Annotated in this window: 19 protein-coding genes; 10 read left to right on the top strand and 9 right to left on the bottom strand. The window is 71.0% G+C overall.

Going from position 1 to position 16,029, the window contains the following annotated elements; genetic code table 11:
- Nucleotides 1-41: 41 nt before the first annotated feature.
- A complete protein-coding gene (locus Q7X29_RS08905; protein ID WP_218717972.1) occupies nucleotides 42-590 on the bottom strand; it encodes a YaeQ family protein in 549 nt (182 codons plus the stop codon).
- Nucleotides 591-708: 118 nt separating this feature from the next.
- Between Q7X29_RS08905 and Q7X29_RS08900 the strand changes: the two genes are divergently transcribed.
- On the top strand, nucleotides 709-1,080 hold the full coding sequence (locus Q7X29_RS08900) for a hypothetical protein (protein ID WP_316573773.1): 372 nt from the start codon (nucleotides 709-711) through the stop codon (nucleotides 1,078-1,080).
- Here Q7X29_RS08900 and Q7X29_RS08895 read toward each other — a convergent pair.
- The 6 genes from Q7X29_RS08895 to Q7X29_RS08870 all read right to left on the bottom strand — a co-directional run bounded on the left by Q7X29_RS08895 (nucleotide 1,074) and on the right by Q7X29_RS08870 (nucleotide 5,120).
- On the bottom strand, nucleotides 1,074-1,415 hold the full coding sequence (locus tag Q7X29_RS08895) for an MmcQ/YjbR family DNA-binding protein (protein ID WP_218717974.1): 342 nt from the start codon (nucleotides 1,413-1,415) through the stop codon (nucleotides 1,074-1,076). The two genes, Q7X29_RS08900 and Q7X29_RS08895, sit on opposite strands and share 7 nt — an antisense overlap.
- Nucleotides 1,416-1,454: 39 nt before the next feature.
- Entirely contained in the window at nucleotides 1,455-1,973 is a 519-nt protein-coding gene (locus Q7X29_RS08890; RefSeq protein WP_316573772.1) for a hypothetical protein, read from the bottom strand.
- A gap of 110 nt (nucleotides 1,974-2,083) precedes the next feature.
- Nucleotides 2,084-2,959, bottom strand: coding sequence for a metal ABC transporter permease (locus tag Q7X29_RS08885; RefSeq protein ID WP_218717976.1), 876 nt, complete (start codon nucleotides 2,957-2,959; stop codon nucleotides 2,084-2,086).
- A gap of 10 nt (nucleotides 2,960-2,969) precedes the next feature.
- Nucleotides 2,970-3,701 carry a metal ABC transporter ATP-binding protein gene (locus Q7X29_RS08880; protein WP_218717977.1) on the bottom strand — a complete coding sequence of 244 codons (732 nt, stop codon included), beginning with the start codon at nucleotides 3,699-3,701 and terminating at the stop codon, nucleotides 2,970-2,972.
- Nucleotides 3,698-4,642 (bottom strand): metal ABC transporter substrate-binding protein, encoded by a 945-nt coding sequence (locus Q7X29_RS08875; protein ID WP_394358670.1) that lies wholly within the window; start codon nucleotides 4,640-4,642, stop codon nucleotides 3,698-3,700. The genes Q7X29_RS08880 and Q7X29_RS08875 overlap by 4 nt, the downstream gene beginning before the upstream one ends.
- 67 nt (nucleotides 4,643-4,709) lie before the next feature.
- On the bottom strand, nucleotides 4,710-5,120 hold the full coding sequence (locus Q7X29_RS08870) for a cupin domain-containing protein (RefSeq protein WP_316573771.1): 411 nt from the start codon (nucleotides 5,118-5,120) through the stop codon (nucleotides 4,710-4,712).
- A gap of 37 nt (nucleotides 5,121-5,157) precedes the next feature.
- On the opposite strand from Q7X29_RS08870, the gene Q7X29_RS08865 reads away from it, so the two are divergent.
- Together Q7X29_RS08865 and Q7X29_RS08860 are read left to right on the top strand one after the other, a co-directional pair.
- A complete protein-coding gene (locus Q7X29_RS08865) occupies nucleotides 5,158-5,619 on the top strand; it encodes a MarR family winged helix-turn-helix transcriptional regulator (RefSeq protein ID WP_218717979.1) in 462 nt (153 codons plus the stop codon).
- Between the two features lie 186 nt (nucleotides 5,620-5,805).
- The gene (locus Q7X29_RS08860) at nucleotides 5,806-6,036 is read left to right on the top strand and encodes a hypothetical protein (protein ID WP_218717980.1); all 231 of its coding nucleotides are present in this window, start codon (nucleotides 5,806-5,808) and stop codon (nucleotides 6,034-6,036) included.
- Here Q7X29_RS08860 and Q7X29_RS08855 read toward each other — a convergent pair whose 3' ends face one another.
- Both Q7X29_RS08855 and Q7X29_RS08850 read right to left on the bottom strand, forming a co-directional pair.
- The gene (locus Q7X29_RS08855) at nucleotides 6,037-7,461 is read right to left on the bottom strand and encodes an amidase (RefSeq protein WP_316573770.1); all 1,425 of its coding nucleotides are present in this window, start codon (nucleotides 7,459-7,461) and stop codon (nucleotides 6,037-6,039) included.
- A 101-nt stretch (nucleotides 7,462-7,562) separates the two neighbouring features.
- Complete coding sequence (locus tag Q7X29_RS08850; protein WP_394358669.1) at nucleotides 7,563-8,258, bottom strand: hypothetical protein; 696 nt, start codon at nucleotides 8,256-8,258, stop codon at nucleotides 7,563-7,565.
- 103 nt (nucleotides 8,259-8,361) lie between these two features.
- Between Q7X29_RS08850 and Q7X29_RS08845 the strand changes: the two genes are divergently transcribed.
- From Q7X29_RS08845 to Q7X29_RS08815, 7 genes are read left to right on the top strand one after another with little or no spacing between them, the layout of a single operon-like run.
- The gene (locus Q7X29_RS08845; RefSeq protein WP_316573768.1) at nucleotides 8,362-9,627 is read left to right on the top strand and encodes an ATP-grasp domain-containing protein; all 1,266 of its coding nucleotides are present in this window, start codon (nucleotides 8,362-8,364) and stop codon (nucleotides 9,625-9,627) included.
- The gene (locus tag Q7X29_RS08840) at nucleotides 9,624-10,448 is read left to right on the top strand and encodes a hypothetical protein (protein WP_316573767.1); all 825 of its coding nucleotides are present in this window, start codon (nucleotides 9,624-9,626) and stop codon (nucleotides 10,446-10,448) included. Before Q7X29_RS08845 ends, Q7X29_RS08840 begins: the two co-directional genes overlap by 4 nt.
- A complete protein-coding gene (locus Q7X29_RS08835; protein WP_316573766.1) occupies nucleotides 10,445-11,485 on the top strand; it encodes a PLP-dependent cysteine synthase family protein in 1,041 nt (346 codons plus the stop codon). The genes Q7X29_RS08840 and Q7X29_RS08835 overlap by 4 nt, the downstream gene beginning before the upstream one ends.
- Complete coding sequence (locus tag Q7X29_RS08830; RefSeq protein ID WP_316573765.1) at nucleotides 11,482-13,065, top strand: MFS transporter; 1,584 nt, start codon at nucleotides 11,482-11,484, stop codon at nucleotides 13,063-13,065. Before Q7X29_RS08835 ends, Q7X29_RS08830 begins: the two co-directional genes overlap by 4 nt.
- Nucleotides 13,066-13,070: 5 nt before the next feature.
- Nucleotides 13,071-14,012, top strand: coding sequence for a GHMP family kinase ATP-binding protein (locus Q7X29_RS08825; RefSeq protein WP_316573764.1), 942 nt, complete (start codon nucleotides 13,071-13,073; stop codon nucleotides 14,010-14,012).
- Entirely contained in the window at nucleotides 14,009-14,917 is a 909-nt protein-coding gene (locus Q7X29_RS08820) for an ABC transporter ATP-binding protein (protein WP_316573763.1), read from the top strand. The genes Q7X29_RS08825 and Q7X29_RS08820 overlap by 4 nt, the downstream gene beginning before the upstream one ends.
- Nucleotides 14,914-15,999, top strand: coding sequence for a FecCD family ABC transporter permease (locus Q7X29_RS08815; RefSeq protein WP_316573762.1), 1,086 nt, complete (start codon nucleotides 14,914-14,916; stop codon nucleotides 15,997-15,999). The genes Q7X29_RS08820 and Q7X29_RS08815 overlap by 4 nt, the downstream gene beginning before the upstream one ends.
- The last annotated feature ends 30 nt before the right edge of the window (nucleotides 16,000-16,029 follow it).

The raw sequence follows: 16,029 nt of genomic DNA, 5'->3' as shown, positions 1-16,029 counted from the left end.
ATTGTCCGAACCGAGGATAGGTCACCGGGTCCGATCGCGGGTCAGACCTGGCCGAGCCGGTGCTCGCTGATGTCGCCGCGCAGGCTGGTCCCGTTGAGATCCAGGTAGAGCACACCCTCGGTGACCGAGAGGCCGACGGTGTTGCGGCGATCGATGAGCGGCACGGCGGCGTCGATGAACGCGCGGTCGATGCCGTAGAGCGGGATGTCCTCGGCACGGTGGATCTTCTTGCCCGCGTACTGCGCCAGCACCTTCGCCGGATCGCGATGGGTGTAGACCGCCGCGCGACCGGCCAGCTTGCTGCCGCGATGCACCCGGTCGGCGTCGGGCGCGCCGACCTCGATCCAGGCGGTGACCCGGCCGGTGAGATCGCGGACCTGCACGGCGGGTTCGTCGGTGGCCGAGATGCCGCCCTCACTGAAGACGATGCCCTCCTCGTACTGCAGGCAGTAGGCGAGGATGCGGGTGAGCATGTACTCGAGGGTTTCCGAGGGATGACGGGCGACCCGCAGCTCGAGGTCCTCGTAGACGCCGCGGTCGACGTCGGCGAGCTGGACGGCGAAATGATGCAGGGTTGCGCTGAGTGCCATAGGAGTTCTGAGACTACCGCTTGCGCTCTCCCGCCCCGACGACCAGCATCGCTGCATGCGAATCACCCATGTTTCAGCAATAGCCGCCACGTTCCTGGCGCTCGGCACGGCAACCGCTGTGGCGGAACCGAATCCGGCCGACACCCCGCGCCAGGCCATCGCTCGCGCCTACATCGACGCGCTGGTCTCCCACGACGCGAGCGCGGTGCCGTTCACCCCCGACGCCACCCGGGTCGAGGTCGGCTTCCAGACCGGCTATTCGGGCCCGCAGCTGAGCGCGGACCTGGAGAACGGGCCGCAGTACCGGGTGATCCAGGGGGTGCGCGAGCTCAGCATGTCCGAAGCGGGCGACACGGTGACCACCCGCTATCTGCTCGACACCGGCATCGCGGGCGTGCGCCTGACCACCGTCGAGATCGTCGAGACCTTCGTCATCCCCGACGACGCCATCGCGACCATCGAGGCCGACATCACCCCGGTCGGCTACTGATCCGCGGCCTCGAGCAGGGCCCGCGGTGCGGCCAGCCGCCAGGAGTCGGTGACGATCGCCGTCAGTTCCGCGCGATCGTCGAGGGCGGCCAGCCGAACCCGGACCCATGGGTTGCCCGCCTCGTGCGCGGCGATCCAGAACTTGTCCGGCTCCGCGACGACCAGTTCGTCGCGGTCCACGATCGGACAGCGCACCGCCATCGAGGTCTCGTCCTCGGGCAGGGTCAGGAACAACTTGCCCGCGACCTTGAAAATCGGCATGCCCCAGGCGAACTGCTCCACCGTCTCCGGCAGTGCGGCGACGATCGCCCGGACATCCTCCCCAGTGGCTTGCATGGCCGTCATCCTGCCAGCAGGCCCCGACAGCTCGCCGGCTCACCGTTCGGCGAGCAGCGCCTTCCACCGCTGCCCCACCGGACGCGCGACCGGCACCGCCCAGGCAGGCAGCGTCGCCCGACGACAGAACGCGACCGGTTCCGCGGTACCGGAGACCCCGAACCAGGCGGTGGAGGCGGGCCGGTCCAGCAGCGTGATCACCGCGGCCGACACCACCACGGCGGGCAGGGTGAGCAGTCCGAACAACGCGACGCCGATGATCACCGCCGCCCCGTACCAGCCCAGCGCGTGCACGTATCGACTGCGATTGGCGAACCCGCTCGTGAGCACCGCCAGCAGCACCGTGGCGATCGCGGCAAGGTAGGCGAAGCCCTCGTAGCGCAGCAGCAGGGAATCGGCGGGCAGCAGTTGCGTGGCCGGGATGGTCACGAGCGCGAGACCGGTGCAGTAGACGGCCTGCCACACCGCCAGTTGCTGGGCCCGCCGGACCTCACGCGGACGCCCGTCGGGCGCGTCCAGCGAGAGGGCGACGGAATCGAGAATCCCGAGTCCGAACATCGAGCGACCTTTCCCGCGTGCCGCAGCGGCGGGTAGCCCTGGGCAACTGGAACACGTTCCAGGTCACATGGTGCGACGCGACCGGGTTCCGCGCGGCGGATTCGCCGAAATCAGCTCGCGACGCCCACCTTCGCGCGCGCCCGCGCGGCGGTCAGCCTGCGGCCGATCACGCCGTGCCGGGGCGCGAACAGGTAGACGAACGAGAAGGCCACCCCCTGGGTGACCACCACCATGCCGCCCGCGGCGGTGTCGAGGTGATAGCTCAGGTACAGACCCGTCACCGCGCACACCACCGACACCGTCGGCGCGATGAGCAGCATCCGGGAGAACCGGTCGGTCAGCAGATACGCCGTCGCGCCCGGGATGATCAGCATGGCCACCACCAGCACCACGCCGACGGCCTGCAGCGCCACCACCGAGGTCAGCGCCAGCAGCGCCAGCAACGCGGTGCCGAGCACGCGCGGGTTGAGCCCGATGGCGTGCGCGTGGGTGGCGTCGAAGGCGTAGAGGGTGAAGTCGCGGCGCTTGAGCACCAGCGCCGTCAGCACGATCGCGGCCAGGATCATGATCTGGATCATCTCGCCCCGGCTGACCCCGAGCAGATTGCCGAACACGATGTGGTTGAGGTCGGTCTGGCTCGGCGTCACCGACACCAGCACCAGACCGAACGCGAACAGCGTGGTGAACACGATGCCGATCGCGGCGTCCTCCTTCACCCGGCTGGTGTCGCGGACGACGCCGATCAGCGCGACCGCGAGGAAACCGAAGATCACCGCCCCGACCGCGAACGGCCAGCCGACGATGTAGGCCAGCACCACCCCGGGCAGCACCGCGTGCGAGACGGCGTCGCCCATCAGCGACCAGCCGATCAGCACCAGCCAGCACGACAGCACCGCGCATACCACCGCCGCGGTGACGGTCGTCGCGAGCGCGCGCACCATGAACTCGTAGCGCAGCGGATCGATGAAGAATTCTTCCAGGCTCATCAGGTCTTCCTCACGCGTCCACGTCGAGCCCGAAGGCCTTGGCCAGGTTCTCCGGTCGCAACACCACATCGGGGTCGCCGTGCTCGAGCACCCGGCGGTTGAGCAGCACCGCCTCGTCGGCCAGTTGTGGCAGGGCGTGCAGGTCGTGGGTGGAGACCAGGATCGTCGCGCCGTCGGCGGCGAGTTCGCGCAGCAACGCGGTGATGGTGGCCTCCGAGCGCTTGTCGACGCCGGCGAACGGCTCGTCGAGCAGCAGGATCGTCGCCTCCTGCGCGATGCCGCGGGCCACGAACGCTCGCTTCTTCTGACCACCGGAGAGCTGGCCGATCTGGCGATCGGCGAGCTCGGTGAGGTCCACGCGGGCCAGCGCCTCGGCGACGGCGGCGCGATCGGCCCTGCTCGCCCGGCGGGTGAAGCCCATCTTCCCGTAGCGGCCGGTCATCACGACATCGCGCACCGACAGCGGAAAGCTCCAGTCCACGTCCTCGGATTGCGGCACGTAGCCGAGGCTGCCCGCCTTGCGGGCCGCGACGGGCGCGCTGCCGTTGATCAGCACGCGGCCGCGGTCGGGGGTGACCAGGCCCATGATCGTCTTGAACAGCGTCGACTTACCCGAACCGTTCATCCCGATCAGGCCGCAGACCCGGCCGGATTTCAGGGTCAGTTCGACATTGTCGAGGGCGAGCACGTCACCGTAGTGGACGGTGACGTCCTGGATCTCGACGACAGGCGCGGTGGTCATTTCGGGGCTCCGGCGAGTGCGGTGGCGATGGTGTTCGCGTCGTGGCGGATCAGCTGGAGGTAGGTCGGCACCGGGCCGTCGGCCTCCGAGAGCGAGTCGACGTAGAGCGTGCCACCGAAGCGCGCGCCGGTGGCCTCCACCACGCGTTGCATCGGCGCGTCGGAGACGGTGGACTCGCAGAACACGGCGGGCACGCCGCGCTGGCGCACGAAGTCGATGGCCGAGCCGATCTGCTGCGGGGTCGCCTGCTGTTCGGCGTTGACCGGCCAGATGTACTTCTCGGTGAGCCCGGTGTCACGGGCCAGGTAGGAGAACGCGCCCTCGCAGGTCACCAGGGCCCGCTGGTCGGCGGGCAGGGTGTTCACGGCGGCGACCAGATCGTCGCGGACGGCGCCGAGCTGAGCTTTGTAGGCGGCGCCGTTGACCCGGTAGGCCTCGGCGTGCTCGGGGTCGAGATCGGCGAAGGCGCGGACCATGTTGTCGACGTAGATCTGCGCGTTCACCGGCGACATCCACGCGTGCGGATTCGGCTTGCCGCGGTAGGCGTCCTCGCCGATGTCCATCGGGGTCACGCCCTCGCTGACCACCGCGTGCGGCACCTTCAGATCGGCGACGAACTGGGCGAACCAGGCTTCCAGATTGAGCCCGTTGTCCAGGATCAGGTCGGCCTTGGCCGCCTTCTTGATGTCGCCGGGTGTCGGCTCGTAACCGTGGATCTCGGCGCCGACCTTGGTGATCGACTCGACCCGCAGATGCTCGCCCGCGACATTGCGCGCCATGTCGGCGAGCACGGTGAAGGTGGTGAGCACCACCTTCTTGCCGTCGTCGTCGGCGGCGACTCCACCGCACGCGGTCAGCGAGAACGCCATGACACTGAGCACAGACGCCGCGAGCAGCCGGCGCCGTGACGAACCCGGCGTGCGGTGAAACCCAACCTTCATTCCAGAATTATATTGTTCGGGTTACCGAACTTTCAAGTTCAACGCCTGGAACAGACGCTGTGACGGTTCAGGATGCCCAGGGCGGGACGAAAGTCGAACCATCGGGCAGTTCCGCGGAGAAGCCGACGGGAACCGTCACGAACAGGACCGCGGGCTCATCGGTCGTATTGGTGAGACCGATCATCGACCCGGCGGGCGCGACGGCGGCATCCCCCTGCTTCATCGACGCCACCTCGCCGTCGATGGCGATCTCGACCTCGCCCGAGAGCAGGACGAAGACCTCCTCCCGCAGGATGCGATGGGGGACGCCCACCGAGCCGGGTGCGACCTCGGTCTGCCAGACACAGAGTTCGGCACTGCCGGTGCCGGGACGGATGAACGAGGTGAATCGGGCGTTGTGGATCTCGTGGACCTGAGCGTCGGCGGAACGGATGACCGGCATGAGCGCCTCTTTCGAATAGTCAATTAACTTGTCCATATAGTCAAGTATATTGACCATCGTGTCAAGTGCCAGAATGACCGCTGTGCCCGAGAACCCGCCACCGGCATCCGATCTGCCCCTGTTACTGCTGGCCGCGGCGACCGAGGTGAGCGCGGCGATCCAGGCGGGCGTCACCGCCGCGGGCTTCACCGACATCCGCCCGGCGCACGGATTCGCCTTCGTCCGGATGGCGCCCGACGGCGCGACCGTGGGCGAGATCGCCGAGCACCTGGGCGTCACCAAGCAGGCGGCCAGCCAGCTGGTCGACGAGCTGGTCACCAAGGGCTACGCCGACCGCAACCCGCATCCGCGCGACGCGCGCGCCCGCCTGATCACCCTCACCGACCGCGGCTGGGCCTGCACCCGCGCCGCCGACGCGGCCGCCGCCGCCTTCGCCGCACACTGGGCGAACACCCTCGGTCCGACGACATTCGCGCAGACCAGGAATGCGATCGCCCGGATGGTCACACCGGGCCGGGTGCGCCCGTCGTGGTGATCATCACCGGGCGATGACGGGTAACGGTTAATCCGAAGAACAGGATTTTCAAAAGAACCCGCGTAGTGTCGCGTCGCGCGGCATACTCGGCAGCGAGCGGTGACGCGCCACCGCGGCATCCGGACCATCGAACCGGACGCGCCTCGTCACGTCAGTCACCGTTCTCACCCTCCCGACAGGATCGTCATGTCTTCCCTCGCCACCGTCGCCACGGTCGACACCATCACCCGCCACAAGTACGAGCGGTTGCAGTACACCGGCTCGGCGGGTGTCATCGACTCGCTCGAGGACCCGCGCCTGGTCGGCCGCTGGCACACCGAATTCCCCGGCTGGCACGGCGAGCACTGGGCATTCGAGGCGGGCACCGCCAGCCCCGGCCGGCTGCGCCCGATCAATGTCGCGGTGCGGCAGAGCTGATCAGGCCGCGCCCTCGGCCGCCGTCCGGTCGACGATGCGCGGGAACGGACTGGTCGCCTCCAGCTGGTAGGCCAGGTCGAGCAGCGACCGCTCGTCGCCCCGGCGGGCGGCGAGCTGGATCGAGCCGGGCAGGCCGTGCGGGAGCAGACCGTGCGGCAGCGACACCGCGGGCCCGCCGCCGACATTGTTGAGCGGCGTGAAGCCCACGTAGTCGACCAGTTTCGTGAACAGCGCGTCGAAGGGCTGCCCCGGCGCCAGCTCGCCGATCCGCGGCGCCGGATGCGACAGCACCGGGGTGAGCAGCACGTCGACATCACGGAAATGCCGGTCGTAGGTGGCGGTTCCGGAGCGCAACCGCCAGGTGGACGCGGCCACCGCGAGCGGATTGCGCTTGGCCAGCCCGATCAGGCCGCTGGTGAACGGATCGAGTTTGCCCGCGTCGAAGTGGTCGCGGTGACCGAACCGGAACGACAGCGTCATCGCGGCGGCCATCATCGCCCAGTATCGCTTGAAGTCCTCGACGAACCGTGGTTCCACGTCGAGCCGCGTCTCGACGACCTCGTGACCGAGACCGGCCAGAATCCGCGCCGCCGAGGCGAGCACGGCGGCATTGTCGGGGTGCACCGGGCGACCGAGCACGTCCTCGCTGATCAGTCCGATCCGCAGGCGCCGCGCACTGGGCCCCTCGACCAGGCCGATCGGCGCCAGCTTCGGGTTCGCGCCGAACCGCTCGACCGCGGCCAGATAGTGCGCGGTGTCGCGGACCGACCTGGTCACCACACCCTCGGCGACCAGATGCACGGGCAGTTGCCGGGCGCCGGGCTGATCGAGCAGCCGGTTGCGAGTGGGCTTCAGGCCGACCAGACCGTTGGCCGCGGCGGGGATCCGGATCGAGCCGCCGCCGTCGTTGGCGTGCGCGATCGGCACCACCCCGGCCGCGACCAGCGCGGCCGAACCGCCCGAGGACGCCCCGGCCGAATACTCGATGTTCCACGGATTGCGGGTCGGCGCCCGGCCGGTGAACTCGGTACTGGCGGTGAGCCCGAACTCCGGCAGCGTCGACTTGCCGAGCACGACCACGCCCGAATGCAGGAACTGCGCGCCGGGACCGCTGGTCACGGTGGCCGGGCGCGGGGTGAAGGCGGCCGACCCGTGGCAGCTGGGCAGTCCGGCGATATCGGTGTTGTCCTTGACGAACGCGGGCACCCCGGCGAACACGCCGGCCGTCTCCGGCGCCGAGGCCGCCCGCTCGAAGCACGCCACCTGCACCGCGTCCAGACTCGGGTCCACCCGCCGGGTCCGCGCGATGGCGGCCTCGAGCACCTCCGCCCGGCTGACCTCTCCCGCGCGCAACGCCGCGGCCACTCCGACGGCATCCAGCGTGCCGAGGGCATCATCGGTGAATCCATGGACGGTAGTGCTCATAGCCGCAGCGTAATGCGATCAGACGGCCATTTGCGGCGGTAACGAATTTCCTCGAGAAACCCTTAGAGTCCCGCGACCCCCGCGGGCCACGGGACTCCCGCCTACTTGGCGGGCGGGGTGAACGGCTGGTTGATCGTGGTGAAGTACTGGATGGCCGCGCCGAGGGCGACCGGCGCGGTCACCAGGATCTGTCCCGCCACGGTGCCGAGGGCGCCGATGGCGAGCACGCCGCCGAGGCAGCCGACCGCCGCCGCGGGCAGGAACGGGCCGAACAGGCCGACGATGGTGGCCGAGGCGACCGTCGCGCCGACGATCCCGCCGAGCACGCAGCCGACGGCGGCGCCGCCGAGTCCGCCGACCAGGGTGCCGACAGCGGCGCCGAGGGAGATGGTGCTGGTCATGCGTGACCAGGCGGCCTGTTCGCGGTCGTACTCCGACTTCCAGGGCGCTTTGTCCTCGAAGGGCAGTGCGACCGGTTTGTAGACGGCCTTGTCCATGCTCAGCTGGGGGGTGAGGGTGGCGGTGCGGCCGGTGATCTCGGCGGCGATCGGGAACTCGAAATCGTCGACGGCGAAGGTCAGCGGCGTCGCGGCGACGACGGTGCCCGCCGTGTCGCGCACCTGCAGCGCCCCGTTGTCCACCACCAGCGAGCCCTGCTCGATCTCGATGATCGACGCGGTCTCGGTGGCGTGGGCGGTGAAGGACACCGGTCGCTCCGGCGCCTGCGCGTGCGCCGCCCCGGTGGCGGCCGTCAACGCCGCCAGCGAAAGCACGGCGGGCACTACGAATTTCCTCATCAACATGCGTCTTCCTCATCATTTCCGATCGAGCGAGCGCTCGACTGTCGCATCTTAACGATAATGGTTATCATTAGCACCTTGCTCGAGGCTGGGAGGCTACGTGGGACATCTGCTGATGGTGGAGAGTTGGGTCGGCTCGATGAGCACCCTGCTCCCGGCGGGAATCAAGGACACCGGGCACAGGTTCAGCTTCCTGACCAGGGATCTCGCGCACTACCTCCGACCGGGGACACCGACCCCGCACCCCCTGCTCGCCGCGGACAACGTGTTCACCGCCGAGACCAACGACGAGGCCACGCTGCTGCCCTACGTGCGAAAACTGCACGAGGTCTTCGGTTTCGACGGCGTGCTCACCTCCTGCGACTACTACCTGCCGACGGTCGCCGCGATCGCCGCCGACCTCGGCCTGCCGGGCGCCGGGCGCACCGCCGTGGCCGACGCGTGTGACAAGTACCGGACCAGACAGCTCTGCCACGCCGCCGGTGTCGCGGGCCCCGCCTTCGAGATCGCGCAGGACTGGGACGAGATCGTCGGCGCCGCCGCGATTCTCGGCTATCCACTGGTGGTGAAGCCGGTCGATCTGTGCGGCGGGATGTTCGTGCGCCGCGTCGAGAACGAGACCGAGCTGCGTGCCGCGGTGGACCGGATCGCCGGGTTTCCGGTGAACGCGCGTGGCCAGCGCCGCTCACCACGGGTGCTGCTCGAAGAGTGTGTCGACGGACCGGAATTCAGCGTCGAGACGGTGACCGTGGGTGGCCGCACGACGGTGATCGGCGTGACCGACAAGCAGCTCACCGGGGAACCCGCGTTCATCGAAGCGGGTCACATGTTTCCCGCCGCGCTGTCGGACACCGAGACGGCGGCCGTCGTCGAACTCGCGGTGGCGGCCGTCGCCGCGCTGGGCCTGGACGCGACCGTCGCGCACACCGAGATCAAGCTGGGCGCGCGGGGCCCGCGCCTGATCGAGGTGAACCCGCGGCCCGCGGGCAACCGCATCACCGAACTCATCCGGCGGGTGACCGGAATCGACTTGGCCGCGACCTATGCCGAGGTCGCCGCGGGTGGCGTCCCGGATCTGACACCTCGCCCGACCGCGGTGGCGAGCGCGGCGGTCGCGTTCGCCGTGCCCACCGGGACCGGCGAACTCACGGGCATCGACGGCGCCGCCCACTGGGCCGAGGACCCCCGGATCGTGGAGTACACCCTCGCGACGCTCGGCACGCGGGTGCGGCCGGCGACCGACAACAACAGCTACCTCGGTCATGTCATGGTGACCGACACCGCGCCCGGTGGCGCGGGTGAGCCGGCCCGAAAACTGATCGCAGACCTGCGCTTCGAGCTCGCCGCGCCGGGTGGTCCGGCATGACCGTCGCCGCCTGTCCCCCCTCGGTCGCCGAACTCACCGAGTGGGCGCGCGCGGGCCTGCTCGGGCCCGACGCCACCTCCCTGCACGCCTCGACCGCGTTCCGCACCACCTACGGCACCCGCCACCCAGGCCGGACCCGCGGCTACCGCAACGAGGTGCTGAGCATCCGGCTCGGCGCGGCCGTCGGCTCGTGCGGGCTCGAACCCGGCACGGCCACGACCGAACTCGTCGACGACTGCGTCGCGGCCTCGATCGCGGAGTTGCTCGCGCATCCGCGCCCCGAGGTCAGGATCGCCGCGTTGGACGCCTACCTGATGCAGACGCACCCGCATCCGCACGCGGCCGGGGCGAGGGGCGAACCGGTGGTGATCGACGGGCCGACCTCCCTGACGAAGTCCCGTCGCCGGGCCACGGCGGTGGTCGACCTGCTGCCCGCCGGGGTCGGCAAGGTGCTGGTCGTCGGGGTGGTCGGCTCGCTGCTGGCCGAACTACGGGCGCGGGCGATCGAGTATCTGCCGTGTGACCTCGCGGGCGGCGTCACCGAATGGGGTGAGCCCGTGTACGAGTCCGTCGCGGCGGCCCCGCCGGACTTCGACGCGCTGCTGGTCACCGGAATGACGCTGGGTAACGGCAGTTTCGACACGCTGCGCGCTATCGCCGTCGATCGTGGTCTCCCGCTGGTGCTGTTCGCCCAGACCGGGAGCGCGGTGCTGCCGTGGTTCCTCGGCGCCGGCGTGCACGCGATCTCGGCCGAGCCGTACCCGTTCTTCTCCCTCGACGGCGGACCCAGCACCGTCGTCACCTATCGAGAGCGCTCATGACCACACCGCAGCCCGCCCTGCTCCAGCTCGTCGGCGGTACGCCCGTCGTGCCGATCGCCACCGAAAGCAGCTGGTACACGGCGAAACTCGAAGCCGCGAGCATCGCGGGCATGAAGGCTCGCGCGGCCCTGTCGATGCTGCGGGGCGCTACGGCCCGCGGCGAACTGGCGCCGGGCGCGACCATCATCGAATCCACCAGCGGCACCCTCGGTCTGGGGTTGGCGCTGGCGGGCAAGGCACTCGGGCATCCGGTCCTGCTCGTGGTCGACGACGAGCTGGAACCCGAACTGCGCTCGCTGTTCTCGGCCTTCGGGATCACCCTCGAGGTCGTCGCCACCCCGCACCCGACGGGCGGGTGGCAGCGCGCCCGGCTGGACCGGCTCGCCGAGCTGCTCGCCGCGACACCGGGCGCCTATTGGCCCGACCAGTACGACAACCCCGACAACGCGGGCGGCTACCGGGCGATGGGTGCGGAAATCCTCGACCAGGTCGACACCGTCGATGTGCTCGTCGCCTCGATCGGCTCGGGCGGACATTGCGCCGGGCTCACCCGGGTACTGCGCACCCGGTGGCCCCACCTGCGCGTGATCGGGGTGGACGCGGTCGGTTCCCGCATCTTCGGCCAGCCCGACCGGCGCAGACTCATGCGCGGTCTGGGCAGCAGCATCCTGCCCCGCAATGTGGCCTACGCCGATTTCGACGAGGTGCACTGGGTGGGTGCCAGTGAGGCGGTCGCGTCGTGCCGTCGGCTCGCGGCCTCGACCGGGATCGCCGGCGGCTGGAGCACGGGCGCCGCCGCCCTGGTCGCGGGCTGGGCCGCCGACCGCGCACCGGAAGCCCGGGTGCTCACCGTGTTTCCCGACGGGCCGCACCGTTACCTGCGCACCATCTACGACGACGACTGGTGCCACGCCAACAACCTGCTCGGCCCGCACGCTCACGCACCGGCAGAGCTCCAATCGCCCACGGGGTCAGAGGTGACCGGCTGGGGCCGCTGCGCGATCGTGCGCGATCCCGCCGCGGAGGTGACGGCGTGATCCGGCTCGCCGGCAGCCGCGCCGGGTTCGCGGTCGCGCGGCGGGGCCGCCGGATGAGCGGGCCGGCCACGTTCCGCGCGATGCCGGGTGCGGTGCGGCTGCTGCTGGTGAATCACCTTGTCGGACATATCGGCTTCTACCTGCTGGTGCCCTTCCTGGCGGAGTACCTCCTCGACGACCTCGCCCTGTCGGCGGCGGTGGTCGGTGTGGTGCTCGGGGTCCGCAATCTCAGCCAGCAGGGACTGTTCCTGGTCGGCGGCTCGGCGGCGGACCGGCTCGGCGCCCGCGGCGTGATCATGACCGGACTCGCCGTCCGGGCGCTCGGCTTCGCGCTGTTCGCCGTGGGCGGGTCGCTGCCGGTGGTGCTGGCGGCCTCGGTGCTCACCGGTTTCGCGGGGGCACTGTTCAATCCGGCGGTCCGGGCCTTCATCGCCCGCGACAGCGGTGCCCGTTCCGCGCAGGCGTTCGCGCTGTTCAACGTGTTCGGCAACGCGGGCTCGGCGATCGGTCCGGTGCTCGGCACCGTCCTGATCGCGGCGGGCTTCCGGATATCCGCGCTGGTCGCGGCCGCGATCTTCGCGGTGCTCGCGGTGGTGCAGTGGCTGCTGCTGCCCGCCCGTCCGGTGCCCCGGCACGACGGCGGCGTCGGGGCCGACTTCGCGACGGTGTTCACCGATCGCCGGTTCTGGGCCTTCACCCTCGCCCTGATGCCGATGTTCGCGCTGCAGAGCCAGATCTACTTCGTGTTCACCCTGCAGGCACAGGACAGCGCGGGGCCGGGGCACGGTCCCGCCGCGGTGGCCGCGCTGTTCGTGGTGGAGACGATCGCGGTGGTGGCGTTGCAGGTGCGGGTCACCACGGTGCTGGCGCGCCGATCGCGGCGGGGGCCCGCGATGGCGCTCGGGATGGCGATCATGGGTCTGTCGTTCCTGCTGCCACCCGCCCTGGCGGGGCTGGTCGCGGCGGCGGGTGATGGTCTGGTGGGCACCGTGATCCGCGTCGCGCCTGTGGTGGCGGCCGCGGTGCTGCTGGCTCTCGGTGTGACGGCGGTGCAACCGTTCGTGAACGAGGCGATCGGCCGCTTCGCCGGGAATCGGCTGACCGGAACGTATTTCGGCGCGTTCTATCTGGCATCGGGGGTGTTCACGGTCGTGGCCACCTCGGTGATCGGCGCGGTGCTCGATCGCGCGGGCGGACCACTCACCTGGCCGCCCGCCCTGCTCTGCGCCGCGGCGGGACTGCTGTCGGCGTTCGCCCTGCTACGCCTGCACCACCACGACGTGCTGCCCGGCCCCGGCCCCAGCCCCGAGACCATCGACACCGACGCCCCGCCGGCTCCCCCAGCGCACATGCCCGGCGCCACCGATGCCGTCGCCCCTGCGACTTCCCCCACGCGCAAGCCCGGCGCCACCGGTAGCGATGCCCCTCCTGCTCCCCCGGGCCGCATTCCCAGCTCCACCGGCATCGGCGGAACTCCCGATCTCGCGGCCCGCGCGCCCGGCGCCACCCGTAGCGGTGCCTCTCGCGGGGCGTCGGCGGCCACGGTACCCAGCGGCGACTCTCCCGGCGAACGGCGGTGACACCGATGACCACCGACCTCACCGCCGGGATCGGCGTCGGGCGCGCCTACGGCAGCTGCGGGGAACTGCTGCAAGGCGTCACCGCGCGTGATCGGCACTTCCTGGTCACCCTGCCCATCCGGCGCGGCTCCGTGGCCGTCTTCGAGCCCGGCGGCGACGGCATCACCGTGGTGCCGGAACAGAAGTCGAAGGCGCGCAGGCTGGCGAGCGCGATGGTCGCCCGGTCCCGGGTGCTGCGGGGCGGACGGCTGACCCTGCACAGCGAACTGCCCGAGGGCAAGGGCCTGGCCAGTTCCACCGCCGACCTCGTCGCCACCGCCCGCGCGGTCGCCGACGCCGAGGGCCGCACCGTGCCCGTCGACGAACTCGAGGCCGACCTGCGCGCCATCGAACCCTCCGACGGCGTCATGTATCCGGGCACCGTCGCCTACTTCCATCGCGAGGTCAGGCTGCTCGCCCGGCTCGGCACGCTGCCGCCGCTGACCATCGTCACCGGCGACGAGGGCGGTGCGGTCGACACCGTCGAATTCAACCGCGCCGGGCCGTGTTTCGGCCCGGCCGACAAGCGCGAATACGACCGGCTGCTGAGCGAACTGACGGTCGCGGTCGCACGCGGCGACCTCGCCGGGGTCGGGGCGGTCGCCACCCGCAGCGCGGTGCTCAGCGCGACGCTGCGGGACCGGCCGCATCTGGACGCGACGATCCGCGCGGCGCGCGCGATCGGCGCGCTCGGCGTCGTCGTCGCGCACAGCGGCACCACGACGGGGATCCTGCTGGCCGACAGCGATTCCCGGCTGCGCGAGCAGGTTCTCGCCGCGCGGCGCATCTGCGACGGCTTCGCCTGCTCGGTCACGGTGCACCACTCGTGGCGGCCCGCCGTCGACACGCCGCCGCGCGAGCGCGCCCACCTGTCGTCCCACCCCCGAGCAGAGAGCACACCGCGATGATCACCGTCGACCAGATCCGCTTCACCTACGACGGCCGAACGACCCTCGACGACATCACCTTCCAGGTCGAGCAGGGCAGCACGATCGGGCTGATCGGGCCGAACGGGTCCGGCAAGTCCACCCTGCTGCGGTTGATGTATCGCGCGCTGCGCCCGGCGGGCGGCACCGTCGTGATCGATACGACGCCGGTCGACCAGCTGCGCGGCCGGGCGCTCGCGAGCCGGCTGGCCGTGGTCGCCCAGGAATCCCCGCCGGACACCCCGGTCACCGTCGCCGAGACGGTGCTGCTCGGCCGGTCGCCGTGGGTCGGTGCGTTCCAAGGGTATGCACGCGCCGACCGGATCGCCGCCGCGGCCGCGCTCGACCACGTCGGGGCGCGAGCGCTGGCCGAACGCCGGTTCGCGACCCTGTCCGGCGGCGAACGGCAGCGCGTCCTGATCGCCAGGGCGCTGGCCCAGCAGGCCGACCACCTGCTGCTCGACGAACCGACCAACCACCTCGACATCCGCTACCAACACGAACTGCTCGGCCTGGTCCGCGGCCTCACCGCGACCACCACCATCGTGGTGCTGCACGAGCTGAACCTGGCCGCGCGCTACTGCGACCGGCTCGTCCTGCTCGACGGCGGCCGGGTCGCCGCCGCGGGCACCGTGTCCGACGTCCTGACCCCGGAAGTCCTCGAGCCCGTCTACGGCATCCCGGTCCGCCGGACCACCGCCTTCGGCGCGATCCAACTCCTCTTCGGCCCCACCGACGAACCGACAGCCGCCCGGGCCAACCAACCGGCGGCCGCCCCGGCCGACCGATCGGTGCAGGCGCGAGCATCCACCGCGGACCCCGGCGATCCCGACCCACCGAGCGACGACGCACCGTCGCCCGCGAACCGAGAGGCGGTTGCGCGATGACCGCGACGCTCACGATCCCACCCACGGTCGACGATCTCGACCACGCCCGGCACCGGCGGCGCGCGCTCCTGCCGGCCGGTGTACTGGGTGTCGCGCTCGTGGTGACCCTGCTGGTGGCCGCGGGGCTGGGGCCGGTGGCGGTGCCGCCGGGCACGGTCGCGCGGATCATCGGCCACCACACCCTCGGGCACCCGGTGACGGCCGACTGGACCTCCGCGCAGGACTCCATCGTCTGGCTGGTGCGGGTGCCCCGGGTGCTGCTCGGCGCGCTCGTCGGGGCGGCACTGGCGATCACCGGTGCGGTGCTGCAGACCGTGGTGCGCAATGTGCTCGCCGACCCGCACATCCTCGGCGTCACCTCCGGCGCCTCGACCGGCGCCGCGGTGTATCTGCTGTTCGGGATCACCGCGGCGACGACGGCGACGGCCCTGGCGGCGAGCGCGTTCGTCGGCGCGCTGGCCGCCACCGCGCTGCTGTTCGTCATCGCGCGGATCAACGGACAGCTCACCTCGCTGCGGCTACTGCTGGGCGGGGTCACGATCGGCTACATCTTCGCCGCGGCGACCAGCTTCCTGATCTTCGCCTCCGACCGGCCCGAAGGCGCCCGGACGGTGCTGTTCTGGCTGCTCGGTTCGCTGGCACCCGCCGCGTGGTCCTCGGTGGCGACCACGGTGGCCGTCGTCGCGGTGACCACGGTCGCGGTGCTGCTGCTGGCTCCGCGCCTGGACGCGCTGGCCGCGGGCGACGACACCGCGCGCACGCTCGGCGTCGCCCCGAACCGGATCCGGTTGTGGGCGTTGCTGCTCGTCGCGCTGGCCGTCGGCGCGGTGGTGGCCGTGGCCGGTGCCATCGGCTTCGTCGGGCTGATCGTGCCGCACGTCGCCCGGCTCTGCGCCGGTGCGGCGCACCGACAGCTGCTGGTGGTCAGCGGGCTGCTCGGGGCGCTGTTCCTGGTGGTCGCCGATGTGGCCGCGCGGACGGTGTTCGCGCCGCGCGAGCTGCCCATCGGCATCGTCACCGCAGCCGTCGGCGCGCCCCTGCTGCTGATCCTGATCCGGCGCTTCCAGGCCCCGGCCTCCTGAATTCTTCGCTCCACGAAAGGAAACCCGATC

The organism is Nocardia canadensis, assembly GCF_032656385.1.
Lineage (GTDB): Bacteria > Actinomycetota > Actinomycetes > Mycobacteriales > Mycobacteriaceae > Nocardia > Nocardia canadensis.
Note: the sequence above shows the minus strand (reverse complement) of the source record. Positions and strands in the feature narration are given on the sequence as shown.

Bases quoted from the DNA above. Each gene is read 5' to 3' on its own strand.
- Q7X29_RS08905 (WP_218717972.1), bottom strand. From the start codon at position 590: ATGGCACTCAGCGCAACCCTGCATCATTTCGCCGTCCAGCTCGCCGAC.
- Q7X29_RS08895 (WP_218717974.1), bottom strand. From the start codon at position 1,415: ATGCAAGCCACTGGGGAGGATGTCCGGGCGATCGTCGCCGCACTGCCG.
- Q7X29_RS08890 (WP_316573772.1), bottom strand. From the start codon at position 1,973: ATGTTCGGACTCGGGATTCTCGATTCCGTCGCCCTCTCGCTGGACGCG.
- Q7X29_RS08885 (WP_218717976.1), bottom strand. From the start codon at position 2,959: ATGAGCCTGGAAGAATTCTTCATCGATCCGCTGCGCTACGAGTTCATG.
- Q7X29_RS08880 (WP_218717977.1), bottom strand. From the start codon at position 3,701: ATGACCACCGCGCCTGTCGTCGAGATCCAGGACGTCACCGTCCACTAC.
- Q7X29_RS08875 (WP_394358670.1), bottom strand. From the start codon at position 4,642: ATGAAGGTTGGGTTTCACCGCACGCCGGGTTCGTCACGGCGCCGGCTG.
- Q7X29_RS08870 (WP_316573771.1), bottom strand. From the start codon at position 5,120: ATGGACAAGTTAATTGACTATTCGAAAGAGGCGCTCATGCCGGTCATC.
- Q7X29_RS08865 (WP_218717979.1), top strand. From the start codon at position 5,158: ATGACCGCTGTGCCCGAGAACCCGCCACCGGCATCCGATCTGCCCCTG.
- Q7X29_RS08860 (WP_218717980.1), top strand. From the start codon at position 5,806: ATGTCTTCCCTCGCCACCGTCGCCACGGTCGACACCATCACCCGCCAC.
- Q7X29_RS08855 (WP_316573770.1), bottom strand. From the start codon at position 7,461: ATGAGCACTACCGTCCATGGATTCACCGATGATGCCCTCGGCACGCTG.
- Q7X29_RS08850 (WP_394358669.1), bottom strand. From the start codon at position 8,258: ATGAGGAAATTCGTAGTGCCCGCCGTGCTTTCGCTGGCGGCGTTGACG.
- Q7X29_RS08840 (WP_316573767.1), top strand. From the start codon at position 9,624: ATGACCGTCGCCGCCTGTCCCCCCTCGGTCGCCGAACTCACCGAGTGG.
- Q7X29_RS08835 (WP_316573766.1), top strand. From the start codon at position 10,445: ATGACCACACCGCAGCCCGCCCTGCTCCAGCTCGTCGGCGGTACGCCC.
- Q7X29_RS08825 (WP_316573764.1), top strand. From the start codon at position 13,071: ATGACCACCGACCTCACCGCCGGGATCGGCGTCGGGCGCGCCTACGGC.
- Q7X29_RS08820 (WP_316573763.1), top strand. From the start codon at position 14,009: ATGATCACCGTCGACCAGATCCGCTTCACCTACGACGGCCGAACGACC.
- Q7X29_RS08815 (WP_316573762.1), top strand. From the start codon at position 14,914: ATGACCGCGACGCTCACGATCCCACCCACGGTCGACGATCTCGACCAC.